This window comes from Mediterraneibacter faecis (genome assembly GCF_055383675.1).
Map to the genome: position 1 here is coordinate 1,258,377 of NZ_AP043803.1, position 14,695 is coordinate 1,273,071.

General features: G+C 39.1%; 7 protein-coding genes. All 7 read left to right on the plus strand.

Features of this window, described 5'->3' with window-relative positions:
• The first annotated feature begins 6 nt into the window (after positions 1 to 6).
• Positions 7 to 753 (plus strand): thioesterase II family protein, encoded by a 747-nt coding sequence (locus tag ACZ47Z_RS05835; RefSeq protein WP_005344230.1) that lies wholly within the window; start codon positions 7 to 9, stop codon positions 751 to 753.
• The gene (locus ACZ47Z_RS05840; protein ID WP_005344231.1) at positions 743 to 1,441 is read left to right on the plus strand and encodes a 4'-phosphopantetheinyl transferase family protein; all 699 of its coding nucleotides are present in this window, start codon (positions 743 to 745) and stop codon (positions 1,439 to 1,441) included. Before ACZ47Z_RS05835 ends, ACZ47Z_RS05840 begins: the two co-directional genes overlap by 11 nt.
• Positions 1,431 to 3,020 (plus strand): (2,3-dihydroxybenzoyl)adenylate synthase, encoded by a 1,590-nt coding sequence (locus tag ACZ47Z_RS05845; RefSeq protein WP_005344232.1) that lies wholly within the window; start codon positions 1,431 to 1,433, stop codon positions 3,018 to 3,020. Before ACZ47Z_RS05840 ends, ACZ47Z_RS05845 begins: the two co-directional genes overlap by 11 nt.
• A 14-nt stretch (positions 3,021 to 3,034) precedes the next feature.
• Positions 3,035 to 7,576: a non-ribosomal peptide synthetase gene (locus tag ACZ47Z_RS05850; protein WP_242858380.1), complete on the plus strand. Its 4,542-nt coding sequence runs from the start codon at positions 3,035 to 3,037 to the stop codon at positions 7,574 to 7,576.
• A 124-nt stretch (positions 7,577 to 7,700) separates the two neighbouring features.
• The gene (locus tag ACZ47Z_RS05855) at positions 7,701 to 9,911 is read left to right on the plus strand and encodes a bifunctional Gfo/Idh/MocA family oxidoreductase/class I SAM-dependent methyltransferase (protein WP_219715607.1); all 2,211 of its coding nucleotides are present in this window, start codon (positions 7,701 to 7,703) and stop codon (positions 9,909 to 9,911) included.
• A 6-nt stretch (positions 9,912 to 9,917) separates the two neighbouring features.
• Entirely contained in the window at positions 9,918 to 14,189 is a 4,272-nt protein-coding gene (locus ACZ47Z_RS05860) for an amino acid adenylation domain-containing protein (protein WP_464525966.1), read from the plus strand.
• A gap of 124 nt (positions 14,190 to 14,313) precedes the next feature.
• Positions 14,314 to 14,532 carry an IS66 family transposase gene (locus ACZ47Z_RS05865; RefSeq protein ID WP_227233629.1) on the plus strand — a complete coding sequence of 73 codons (219 nt, stop codon included), beginning with the start codon at positions 14,314 to 14,316 and terminating at the stop codon, positions 14,530 to 14,532.
• Positions 14,533 to 14,695 lie beyond the last annotated feature (163 nt).

A 14,695-nucleotide genomic window follows, 5' to 3' on the forward strand; every position in this document is an offset into this window, starting at 1 on the left:
ATAAAAGTGAATTTGAAATTGATAAAAAATACAGAAAATATCAACAAAGAGAAAATAACCTTGTTCTGCCTGCCGTTTGCAGGAGGCGGCGCGTCTGCTTATAATCAGTGGGCGAAAAAGATGCAGGGAAAAGTAACGGTATGTCCAGTCCAGCTTCCGGGAAGGGAAGAACGGATCATGGAGAAACCGTATATAGATATGCCGGTTATGTTAGATGATCTGGAAGAGGCTGTAAGAGAGGTTGTGGACGGACCGTATGCCTTATGGGGACACAGTATGGGCGGGAAGATCTCCTATGAGCTGGAAAAGCGATTGGAGGCAGAGGGATATAGAGCGAAATACCTGTTTATTTCCGGCAGCCGGATTCCCAGCATTCCGGAACCGAAGCCAATCTATCATCTTCCGGATGAAGCGTTTAAGAGGGAACTGGGAAGATTTGAAGGGACGCCAAAAGAGATACTAGAGAATCAGGAATTGTTGGATTTCTTTCTGCCTATGCTGCGGGCGGATTTTACCATGGATGAAACGTATTATGATAAAGCGGGAGTAGTGCTGCATACACCTATCTCTGCATTTGGCGGAGAAAAGGACGGTGAAGCGGATGAGAGTGCAATCTGTGAATGGGGAAAGTATACGGATAATGATTTTGACTACCGAATATTTCCGGGAGGGCATTTTTATCTGCGGGATTACGAAGACGAAGTAATAAGTGAGGTTGAGAGACGGCTTCAGGGAATGAAAAATGGAGGTTAAACGATGCGGGGAGAAGGAATTTCTGTCAGCAGACAAACTTCGTATCCGTGAAAATGAGATACATATATGGTGCATCTGTTGGCCGGAAATGACAGATTTCTGGAAGAATCATGAATATATCCTGAGTGAGCAGGAGTCGGAGCAAGCCGGAAAGTTCCGCTTTCCTGAAGACAGGATGCGTTATATTGCCGGGAAACTTATCGTGCGAATTCTCTTGAAAAGATACTTAGATGTGGAAACAGTTGATTTTTCTGTCAATGAACTGGGTAAGCCTTATCATAAAGAAATCGCAGGAAAGCAGACAGTCAATTTTAATATTTCGCATTCGGGGGAATTCATACTGGAGGGATTCGCTGTCGGAATGGATATCGGAGTGGATGTGCAGGAAATGGCAGGATGCCCGGATTACAGGGAGATAGCCGGGAATTTCTATACGGCAGAAGAAGCGGAAGATGTAATAAATGAGGGACCGGAACTGTTTTTCCAGTATTGGGCGGCGAAAGAAGCGTATGTAAAAGCGATCGGTATTGGATTGGGAAGAGGAATGGATTTCTTCTCTGTCAGAAACGGGGAAATTACAGAAAAAGGCAGGAAAGGCCAGGGATGGCATTTGTATCCAGTAAAGATTGAGGGATATGCTGCGTATGTGGCGGCGCATAAGAAAGGAGACAAATCAAATGAGTTATAAGAAGGATATGAGCAAATACGAGCATCTGGAAGGATGGGAACGATGCGGCTTTGGAGAGCAGCTTGATAAGTGGGCGGAAAAATATGGAGAAAGAACTGCGGTCACGGACAGCGAAGACGAGATCAGTTATATGGAATTAAAGCAAAAAGCAGATTGTCTTGCGGCAGCTTTTCTGCGTAAAGGGATTTTAAAGGGAGACAAAGTGCTTGTGCAGCTTCCGAATAGGATTTCTTTTGTGATCGTGTTTTTTGCGCTTTCCAAGATTGGGGCGGTGCCAATCATGATGCTGCCGGCCCACAGGGAGGCGGAACTGGAAGGAATTATTGAACTGGCAAAGCCGGCCGCTTATATTGTGGTGGAGAAATATCTGGGATTTTCATATGTGCCGATGGCAAATGCGATGAAAGAGAAATATTCATGTATCCGGCATATATTTGTAGATAGCGAATCCGGGGATATCAGTGGAATGATTGCGGAAACGTGTGGAGAAAATGGAGCATTTCCGGCTGTGGATGGGTATGAAACGGCGGTGCTTTTGCTGTCCGGCGGGACGACAGGGGTTCCGAAACTAATTCCGCGCACCCATACGGATTATATGTATAATGCCCGCATGTCCGCGAAGAGATGCCGCTTGGATAGCAGTGACGTTTATCTGGCGTCTCTTCCGGTAGCTCATAATTTCCCATTATGCTGCCCGGGGCTTTTAGGCACGCTGGACGTGGGAGGAAAAGTTGTGCTTGCGTCTGCGACCAGCCCAGATGATATCCTTGACGCAATTACAGAGGAAGGTGTCACGATAACGGCATTGGTTCCTGCTATGGTTACTGTGTGCATGGAAATGCTGGAATGGGATGAAGATTATGATATATCCAGCCTGCGGATTTTGCAGGTGGGCGGCGCAATGCTGGAAGATTCCCTTGCGGATAAGATCATTGAAGAATGGCCGTGTAAACTGATGCAGGTATTTGGTACGGCGGAGGGGCTACTGTCCTTTACTAGCCCGGAGGATGAAGGTTCCCTGATCGCAAGATGTCAGGGAACTCCGGTGTCTCCTGCGGATGAAGTGAAGATTGTGGATGAAGAAGATAAGGCCGTACCGGAAGGAGTTTTTGGGGAATTATTATCCAGAGGCCCGTATACGATTGATGGTTATTATATGGCGGAGGAAGCAAATAAAAAGAGCTTTACGCCGGACGGGTTTTACCGGACGGGCGATAAAGCTATGTGGACGAAAGACAGAAGGTTACGTTTGGGCGGGAGAATCAAAGAGCAGATTAACCGCGCCGGAGAAAAGATCATGCCTTCAGAGATTGAAGCTTACCTTTGCAGGCATTCGAAAATCAAAGAGGCAGCCGTTGTCGGCGTTCCGGATGAAACCCTTGGAAACCGGATATGTGCATTCCTTGTGACCGATGATGAAGCCGGGATCGATTTGCAGGAAATCCACAGGTTCCTGCGGGAAATAGGCGTTGCGGCGTATAAAATGCCGGATCAGATAGAACGGGTAGAGACATGGCCGCTGACCAGCGTAGGAAAAATAGATAAGAAAGCATTAGAACGGATGGCGCAGGAAAAATAGAAGGAGACAGAATCATGGAATATATAGAGATAAAGGAACAGATCAAACAAAAGCTGCCGGTAGCCAGAGATTTGGGGGATTCCGAAAATCTGCTGGAGCTTGGGCTTTCATCCCTGACGATCATGCGTCTGGTAAACCAGTGGAGAAAACAGGGGGTTAAGGTTTCATTCGGTTCATTGATGGAAAATCCTACCCTTGAAGGCTGGTGGGCGCTGATCCAGCGCAGCATGAAGAAAAAAGCGGGCAAAAAACGGGCGCAAAAATCTAAGATAACGCCGGAAAAGGATATGAAACAGCCGTTTCCTTTAACAGACGTACAGTATGCATATTGGGTTGGCAGGGATGAAGAACAGGCTCTTGGAGGAATAGACTGTCATGCGTATTTAGAGTTTGATGGGGGAAATATAGATCCGGAGCGTCTGGAAAAAGCATGGAATGTGCTGCAGTATCATCATCCCATGCTGCGTGCCTGCTTTTTGGAAGATGGGACACAGAAAATCCTGGATAAGCCGTATTGTGAAAAAATAAAGGTTCATGATTTTTCACGGATGTCATCTGAGGAAGCAGAGGCAATGGCAGTATCTGTCAGAGAACGTTTATCCCATCGGAAGCTAAAGATCGAGGAAGGCGAAGTGGCAGGAATAGAGCTTACGCTTTTTCCTGAAAATAGGGCACGCATGCACGTGGATATGGCACTTTTGGTTGCCGATGTACAGAGTTTGCAGATCTTATTGAGGGATTTGGCGGCTGCCTATCGCGGAGAAAGCCTTCCGGCAGAATCAAAAGGGTGGAATTTTGCTTCTTATCTGGAACGGCAGAAAGAGGAAGATAAGGAAGAGAGAAACAATGCAGAAGGATACTGGAAAAAACGCTTGGAGCATTTGCCGAAAGGGCCAGGCTTGCCACTGGCAAAACGGCCGCAGGAAGTGACAAAGACTGTATTCAACCGCAGGATTGTAAGGATTGGCAAGGAAGAGTGGGCTCATCTGCAAGTACGGGCAAAGGAATACCAGACAACTCCGGCAATGGTTCTTCTTACTGCATATGCAACGGTTTTGGAACGGTGGAGCAGGAATCATCGTTTCCTTATTAATATTCCATTTTTTAACCGGAAAACAGAGCAGCAGGGATTGGAAGACGTGATAGCAGATTTCACTACACTGTTATTGCTGGAGATTGACTGCGAAGGGAATCCGACGTTTGCAGAATTGCTAGACAGGATTCAGAAGCAGCTCCATGAGGATATGAAGTATACGGCATATTCCGGCGTGCAAGTCCAGAGAGACCTTGCACAGATGTATGGAGACGCATCGGCAGTGGCGCCGGTTGTTTTTGCCTGCAATCTGGGAACGCCGTTGGTAAATGATACGTTCCGGAAAGAACTGGGGCAGTTTTCCTATATGATTTCCCAAACGCCGCAGGTGTGGAATGACTTCCAGAGTTATGAAGATGAAAATGGCGTACAGCTTACATGGGACAGCGTGGATAAGTTATTCCCGGAGAATATGATCCCGGATATGCTGGAGTGTTTTGAGAATCTTCTGCATGAATTGGGAAAGAAGGACTGGAATCAGCGATTTGATGTGCTTCCTGAAAAAAGAAAAAGAGAAATTGAAGATACAGCGCGTACAAGAGTGCCGGAGCGTGTGGAATGCCTGCATTGGGCTGTTATGAACCATGCGGAAGTTTGCCCGGAAGATATTGCGCTTATTGATGCGGGAAGCGGAAGATCGGTTTCCTATGGGGAATTAAAAGCACGGGCGACAGCAGTGGCGGCAGGGATTTCAGAAAAGGATATTAAGGGAGTCCCGGTTGCACTTACCCTGCCGCGCGGGATAGAACAGATCGAGACGGCATTAGGAATTTTGCTTTCCGGAAATTCATACCTTCCGGTCAGCTTAAGCCAGCCTAAAGATCGGAGAGCGTTAATCCATGAGAAGACGGGAGTCCGCTATGTGGTCACGAATCGGGAATTATCCGAAAAACTGGACTGGCCGGAAGGTACGGAAATCCTTGTGATGGAAGGTATGGAAGAGGGACAGGAAAATGTGAGACTGCCAGAGGTGTCGCCGAAGGACAGCGCCTATATCATCATGACGTCAGGCTCTACAGGTGTTCCGAAGGGTGTAGAGATTGCGCATGAAAGCGCATGGAATACGGTTCAGGATATTAATGAAAAGTACCATGTGACAAGTGCAGATCGGGCGCTGGCTGTATCAGCTATGGATTTTGACCTGTCGGTATATGATGTTTTTGGAATTCTAGGCGCAGGAGGAACATTGGTATTGCTTCCAGAGCAGGAGAGAAGGAATGCGGATTACTGGCTGGAACAAGTGTTGAAATATCAGATTACCGTTTGGAATTCAGTGCCGGTGCTTCTGGATATGCTTTTGATACGGGCGGAATCCATGAAACAGAAACTGCCGATCAGGGCGGTTATGCTTTCCGGAGATTGGATTGGGATGGATCTCCCGCAGAGGGTTGCGGCATGGACAGAGGATTGCCAGTTTGTCGCTATGGGAGGAGCTACAGAGGCAAGTATCTGGTCCAATTATCAGAATGTTACCCTGCCGATGCCGAAAAACTGGAAATCTATTCCTTATGGAAAGCCACTCAGATATCAGGCATATCGTGTTGTGGATGAGTATGGAAGGGATTGCCCTTACTGGGCAGAAGGCGAACTCTGGATTGGCGGTTTTGGTGTAGCAAAAGGATATAGGGGAGATTCTGCGCTTACGGGGCAGAAATTTATCACAGATCAGTATGGAAGATGGTATCGGACCGGTGATCTCGGAAGAATCTGGGATGATGAGACAATTGAATTTTTGGGAAGAAAAGACCATCAGGTAAAGATCCGTGGACACAGGATTGAATTGGGAGAAATTGAACATGCTATTCAGGAGTTTCCGGGTGTGGCTCATGCAGTTGTTGATACAGTTAGTGATGGTCATGGCAATAAAACGCTGGCTGCTTATATCGGAGCGCCGCTGCAGGAAGATTCTAAAGTTACAACGTATTTGTACGGCACAGATATCTTTGGCGGGGGCTGGAAAGAACTGAAGGATGATGTCAGCAATTGGCAGATGCAGCAGGAACGGAAGACAGCATACAAAAATTTCCTTGCCTATGCAGACCAGAGATGTGTACAGCTTATGCTGGAGACACTCATAGAGTTAGGCGTTTTTGTATCAGAGAAGGAAGTTCTTTCGCAGAAGGAAATTTTTGAAAAAGGGAGCATTACGGAAACACAGAAGAATACTGTGGCAAGATGGTTGGAAATTTTAAAGAAGGAAGGAATCCTGAGAGAAGAGGACGGCAGACTATCGCGTACCGGGAAGGAAGTAGCTGTACCGGAAAAAGCTGGAGATGCGGAAACGTATTTTAAGAAACTGAAGCCGTATCTGAAGCATATGGTTACTGGGAATGAAGTTCCGCTGGATGTATTTTATCAGAAAGATTCGGCGCTGGCTCCGAATATGTTGCTTCGGAGGATTCCGGGTTACGAGGAGACCGTGGAAAGACTGGTGCAGGAATTAAAACTTCTGATAGAAGGGCGCAGGAAAGAACCACTCCAGATTATAGAGATTGGGACAAGGGATGCTGCAATTACAAGACAGATTTTAAATGTGCTGGAAGATGTAAGTGTGGCGTATACATATGTGGATTCTTCAAAATATTTTCTGCAGGAAGCGGAGAAAGAGCTTGCGGGATATGAAAGAGTCGAGTTTGAAATGCTGAATCTGGAAGAAAGCATGGACAAGCAGCAGATGGCTCTGCATAGTTATGACGTCGTGATATCGGTAAATGCTTTGCATAGAAATATTGACGCTGTGGATGCGGTAAAGAAAGTAGCGGAATTACTGAAGCCAAATGGGATATTGTTAATGACAGATCTTGTGGTAAGGACATATCTTCAGGAGCTTACAGCAACTTTTTTGGAAAATGGTTTCGCAGATATTCGGGACAAGAGAAAAGAAGCGGGGATGGTTACCCCAGATTGTCTGCTGTGGAGAGAATGCTTATCAGAGGCAGGATTAGGCCAGGACATTGTTGTAACAGAAGAATATGGGAGATGTATATGCTGCAGTAGGCAGCAGGCATCTGTCTTGTCCTATTATGATGGAGCACTTAGGGAATATCTGTCGGAAAAGCTGCCGGAGTATATGGTTCCCCAAAACTATCATTTTATGGCACAGCTTCCAACATTGTCCAATGGAAAGATTAACCGGAAAAAATTACGGGAAGATTTTAAAGAAGAAACTTCGGTTATCAGATTTTCAAAAGCAGTAACGGAGACAGAAGAAAAACTTTTGGATATTTGGAAACGAATGTTTGGTTATGAAAATTTAGGGACTGAAGATAATTATTTTGTTTTAGGTGGTGATTCATTAATAGCAACCAAATTGATTTCAGATATTCAGAAAGAATTTGGCTGTAAAATTATGATTAGTGATATTTTTGAAAATGTTACGATAAAATTATTGGCTCAAAAGATAGATTTAGTAAGACAAAATGTCATTATGGAAGATATCGAGATGGAGTGTGGAGAAATTTAACATTGTCAAATCTGTTTTTTAGTATATTTCATAATGAAAAATAGCTCGCATTTTTAGGGGCAAATTACGAGTATTAGATATTGAGGAGTGTAACTTGTCCCTATTTTATTGAGAAGGTGAGAAAATGAGAAAATTAAAGTCACTTGTATGTGGTAGTAAGTTTGGACAATTTTATATAGATGCTATTAGTAAGATGAAAGAGTGCGTGGAATTCATAGGCATTTTTTCTAATGGAAGTGAACGATCAAGGCTATGTGCTGAAAAATATAATGTTAATTTATATACATCGATAGATAAAATCCCAGAGGATATAGACATTGTATTTATTGCTGTCAGAACGGGTGTAATGGGAGGTGATGGAAGTGAACTGGCATTAAAATTTTTGTCTAAAGGTATTCATGTATTCATTGAACAGCCTATTCATATAGACGAGATGAAAAAATGTGTAAAATGTTCAATTGAGAAGGGGGTATTTTTTCATGTAGCAAATTTTTATAAGTACATGGACACTGTTCATAAATACATTGAGTGCTCTAAAGGGCTGTTGAGGAAAAATGAAATATTGTCAATAGAATGTGCTTGTGCTAATCAAGTTATATATAGTCTACTGGACAATATTTTGAGAATTTTCAGGGAAAAGGCAAGATTTTCGATTGAAAATTTTTGGATACAAAATCAAGATTTTTTTATTGCTTCAGGTAGTATTAACGATATACCGTTGAGTATTAAAGTATATAATTCTGTAAATACAGTCGATTCTGATAGTTATTGCTATTATTTACAACAGATAAATATTTATACATCGGAAGGAATGCTTTTCATGGTTGATGTTAATGGACCGATTATTTGGAAACCGCAATTTCGAGCTGCTCATGACTTATTTATCAAGAAGGGGGATGAATTAGATCAGAAGATATTTGACAGTAAAATGTACTGGTATGAGTCAGAAAGTGAGTTGAGCTATAAAGATATTTTTTGCAAAAAATGGATAGATGCTATAAAAAAAGAAATTAAAGAATTTATAGATAATATTTATTTTGAAAAAATGACGGAATATCGTCGGAAAATTCAAAGTGAAATTGTAATTCCCAGTATATGGGGGCTTATAACTCAAAAGATTGGCTACCCAAGATTGTATCAAAATGCAAATCATGCAGTTGATTTAAATAACTATGTTTTAGATTTTTTTGAAGAAAAAAACACCTTTTTAAATGATTCACTAGAAATCAAAAAAACTGCAAACAATATTGACTTTTATTTGGAACCAGATATTACATATGGTTATGTTGAAGAAGCAAAACATATAATGAATATCGCATGTTTGGAGTCTATTTCATACAAACTGTACGAGGCGACTGGGGAGAAGGAGAATATATCAATAACAGAAATTGTAAGTTGCTTAAAGGTGGCAGATTCAAATATGCATATTTTACAAAGGTGGCTTAATGCTTTAAGTGAAAATGGATATATAGAATGTAATGCTGGGAAAATTAAATGGAAAAAGAAAAATACAAGTATATGTGAGAAAGACAATTGGAAAATTGTGTCTGATAAGTGGGTTGGAAAATTATCAGGAGAACATGTCATTAATTATTATTTAAAACATATTGAAAAAATGGAAGCTTTGTTATCAGGAGAAATGAATGCTGCGTTATTATTGTTTCCGGAAGGAACAATAGAGTTAGCTAATTGTTTCTATAGAGAAAATTTAATGGAAAAATATCTTGCATATTGTATAGAAAAGATTCTTTCATTCGCTATAGAACATACTAAAAAAGATAAAATTAGGATATTAGAATTGGGAGCAGGAACAGGAGCAACAACAGACAGAATATTAAAGGTTCTTGAAAATTCAACTAAAAAAATAGCATATATTTATTCTGATATTACAAAATATTTTCTCAATTTTGCTGCTCAAAAGTACCAGGGAAAAGAAGAATTAGAGTATAAGGTGATAAATATTGATTCTAACTTAAGTGACCAGGGAATTGCTGAAGAGAGTGTGGACATTGTCATAGCTGCTGGAATGATGAATAATGCTGTCAATACGGATTATTCTATGAGACAAATCATATGCAGCTTAGTACATGGCGGTATTGCTCTTATTGCTGAGCCAGTGGGAGAGAATTATGAGTTAATGTTATCACAATCATTTATGATGAGCCGGCCAACAGATGCAAGGGAAGTATGTAATGAAACTTTTTTGAAAATGGAGGAATGGAAAGAAGTTTTTTGGGGTTGCGGAATAAGTGAAAGAGAGTTAGTGGTAGTGCCAAGTGATACTAGTCCATTAGCACCATTAAATCAAAAGTTATTTATTATAAGGAAGGAATAATACGCTATGGATGCAAATAATTTAAAAAAGGCTTTTGAACTTTTTGTAAAATTGCAGGATAAGAAAGTAAAACTTAGTAATGTTGATGGAAAAATAAAATATAGAGCGCCGTCAGGAATTATGACAAATGAAGTCATAGAGGAAATAAGAAAATGTAAAAATGAACTTCTGACAATTATTAATTGTACCGAGCATCCAGAAAAACTATGGAAAGGAAAGCAAGGAGACAGTTTTCCATTAACAGATGTACAGTCTGCGTATTTGATTGGAAGAAAAAATATTTTTCAATATGGAAATGCAGCGTGCCACATTTATATGGAGGTTGAGTATTCTGAATTGGATTCTCAGCGTGTAGAGGAAGTGTGGAATATTCTAATTAATCGACATCCTATGCTGCGAGTAATCTTTAGTGATACAGGAATTCAAAAAATTTTAAGAGATACTCCTTGGTATACGTTGTATACAAATCGCAACATAACATATACGCAAGAAACTTTGCAAACTGAATTAGGACATAAAATATATGATGCTTCAAAATGGCCTATGTTTGATATAGGGTGTGTATCTGGTCACAATAAGGCTATTCTGGGTATTTCTATCGATTTTATGATAGCGGATTGGGCAAGCATATGGATATTAATAGACGAATTTGAAAAGTTATATCAAAATCCAACGGCTTCATTACCTAGAATTGAATACAATTTTAGTGATTATATATACTGTGAAAAAGTAAAGAAGTATACACCAAAATATTTTTCTGATCGTGAATATTGGATAGAACGCTTAGCTGAGTTTCCTGAAAAACCGGATCTCCCTATTATTAATGCTGTTGAGAATATTGATAAAAATGTTATATTTAAAAGATACAAATTTGTTGTTGAAAAAAACAAGTGGAAAACTATACAATTGATTTCTAGTAAGATGGGATTGACAAGTTCTGCTGTTATTTTATCTGCATACGCTATGGTTATTTCAAAATGGAGTACCAACAAAAAATTTGTTATGAATTTAACGACTTTAAATAGAAACAGTTATGAAAGCAAAGTAAATAATATTGTTGGGGATTTTACTTCAATAAATTTGTTGGCAGTTGATTTCTCAATTCAGAAGAGTTTTAGAGAATACGTGAAACAAATTCAGCAACAATTATTAACAGATATGGAACATAAGTTTTTTTCTGGTGTTGAAGTATTACGTGAATTGTCTCAAGGCAAAGAGAATATTATCATGCCATATGTATTTACTAGTGGAATTGGAGTGATCCGGAATACTAAGAAAGAAGGTTACCATGGTAAATATTATCAAAATGGTATTTCTCAAACTCCACAGGTGTTTATTGATTGTCAAGTGTTTGATCAGGACGATGAGTTATTAATAAATTGGGATGTGCGAGAAGGAATTTTTTTGCCTGAGGTTATAGATGAAATGTTTTTAATGTTTCAAGATTTAATTTGCAATTTTTTGATTGACGCAGAAAATTGGAATGTAGAAAAGGTGACTGCTATATTAAATAAAAACATTAAAATTAGTAAGAAAAAATATGATTTGCCGAGTGGCTTGTTGTATTCTTCTATTTTGGAAATGGCAGAATTATGTCCCGAAAAAGAAGCAGTTCAAGATGAAAATGAAATATGGTCTTTCAGTAAATTAGTAAGAAAAAGCTGGTTCGTTCAAAATAAACTTCAACAGGAAGGGTGCATTCCAGGAGATCTTGTGGGGATTTTTATGCCAAAATCAAACTATCAAATAGCAAGTGTTCTTGGCGTTTTAATGAACGGATGCACATATGTACCGATAGATATTCAACAACCTAAGAAACGCATAAATGAAATTATTGAACAGGCGGGAATAAAATATGTTTTGATAAGTAGTTGTAGCAAGATAGAGTTAATGTTTTTAGATGTTAAGTACATTTATGCAGACAAACAAAACAATGAAATAATTACAAAACAAATTCCGCAAGTCCCCAATAGCAGCATAGCGTATGTTATTTTTACATCTGGGAGTACGGGAAAACCTAAGGGGGTTGCTATTTCTCATTTGTCTGCATTGAATACAATATATTATGTAAATAAAATGCTGAATATTTCCACTAATGATATAGTTTTTGGAGTATCTCGATTAAGTTTTGACTTATCAGTTTATGACATATTTGGAATTTTGTCGGCAGGAGGAAAATTGTTCTTACCTGATGAAAACAGAATTGCAGATCCTTCTTATTTATTTGAGACGATAGTGAAACAAAAAATTACTGTATGGAATTCTGTTCCAGCCATAATGCAGATGATTCTGGAATACAGAGAAAATGAAAAAAGAACGGAACAGTTTAATATAAGGTGCTCATTGCTGTCTGGTGATTGGATACCGCTCACTTTGCCAGAAAGATTAATCTCTGCTTGTATGGAAAAAACACGGGTAATTAGTTTAGGTGGAGCAACAGAAGCAGCAATTTGGTCAATATATTATGAATATGAATACCTTTTTGATGAATGGAAAAGTATACCATATGGAAAAGCTCTTCCAAATCAAGAAGTTTATGTATTGGATAGTAAAAAAGAAATATGCCCGTTGGGTGCTGTTGGAGATATTTTCATTTCTGGTATAGGATTGGCAAAAGGGTATTTAAATGAACCGCTACTAACCGAGAAAGCATTTATTATGGTAAATGGAGAAAGAATGTATGATACAGGTGATAAAGGAAAATATTTAGAAGATGGAAATATTGAATTTTTAGGTCGGCGTGATACTCAAGTAAAATTGAATGGATTTAGGGTTGAGTTAGGAGAAATCGAGGCTAATATAGAAAAAATTAAATCCGTTAAATATGCTGCAGTTTTGTGTAGAGAAAAGGGACGAGAAAAAAGAGTAATTGCATATGTTGAACCGCAGCCATCTGAATTTACGGAAGATTTTAGCCTATATGTATTAAATGAGTTAAAACGAATGCTTCCGGCATATATGATTCCATACAATATACGTGTAATGAAATTGCCATTAACATCTAATGGTAAAATTGACAGAAAATATCTTAAAAATATAGAAATTGTAGAGGACAAAAAAGAGGCAGATACGAAAAACACAATAAATAGTGATTCATCTACTTATTTTCCGATAAAAGAGATATGGTGTAAATTGCTACAGAGAAGCGATATTAGACCAGATTCGGATTTGCGTAGTTTTGGAGCAGATTCTTTGATTATGGCACAAGCAGTTGGAAAAATACGGAATTTTTTAAAAGAAAGTGGGAGTCAATGTGATGTACCGTTTGATATATTGCTGAAACAGACGATTAATTCCCCGACTTTGAGTGAGATAGTTTCATACATAGATCAAATTATTTTAAAAAAAGAAGTGAATAGCAGATATGAAGATGCTGAGGTAAATGAGGAAGAACTTGGCAAGCTAAAAATTCATAAAAAAGGGAAAGAAGATAAATTAGTTGTGATTTTCCACGCTGGCTTGGGATCGATTGATGAATTTTTACCATTTATACAAGGTCTATGTAATGAAGAAAAGGGGACTATTGTTAGTATAGCATTAAATAATGTAAAGCAATATTTAGATTTTTATGCAGGGCATTTATATGAGAGTGTTGCTGATAAATATACAAAAATTATACTTGACTTAGGCTATGATAAAATACAACTTATTGGACATTGTGTTGGCGGAATGATAGCTTTTGAGGTTGCAAAAAATATGATGGATAAGGGAGTTGATGTTATTGATGTCTCTCTGATTGATAGTATACCAGGGAAATATAGTATTGAGGATGAGGTAGTAATGGAACTAATGTTTTTACCTATGGTAAATATAACGTATCCTGTGTTGGCGGAATATCAATTAAATGAGCGGGAATTATATGAATATATGGATGAGAAATTTGGAAAATATACAGGAATAGAACAGAAATCTAAAAATAAAGTAGAAGAATACATAAATGGTCTTCGGGAGATTGAGAAAGAGGAAAGAATAAGACTGTATATAAACAGTGTATCGAAAAATATGCCAATTCAAATGTTTGTCTATTTATTTGATATATTCAAACAAAGTACAAATGGAGCTATATATAAACCTATACCATATTTAGGTGATATTCGTTTATTTATAGCAGAAGATACAGAGAAAATTGTATTCCATCGAAGTGAAGAAGTTATAAATTTTTGGAGAGAAAATTGCATTGGTGATGTTACTGTTATTATGATTCCTGGAAATCATCTTACATGTTTTACTGATGTAAACAATATTCAGAAGTTAGTAAATAAGATTACAGAGAAATAGTATCCGAAATAATTAGGTGAATCAATACAATAAGGAGAATGATTACTCCGATTTCTTCGGAGCCACTTGTCCGGACTTATATGCTAACACCAGATACAACCTGTACCTACGCATGGACAAACTGATGAAAAACCATCTCATGTTCCTGCATGACAGAAGGGTTCCGACAAGTAATAATGAAGCCGAGAGACAGCTTCGCAACTATAAAAGAAAGCAAAAGCAGGTCGTGTCCTTCCGGAGTAACCAAAGCCACGATTATCTCTGTAAAAGCATGAGCATGCTGGTTGTGATGCGACAAAATGAAAGTAACCTCTTTGATAGAGTATCCAGGATTCTGGATTAAGAAGAGCCAGTGGTTTTGACTGATTACAGTTTACACCACCGGCTTTTCTTAATCAAGTTCGCACCTGAACAGTAACATAAACAACACGCATACTTCAAAATTCAAAAAACATCCATGGACTGCGGCCATGAAAATATGCTATACTAACTGTGGTTTACTTATG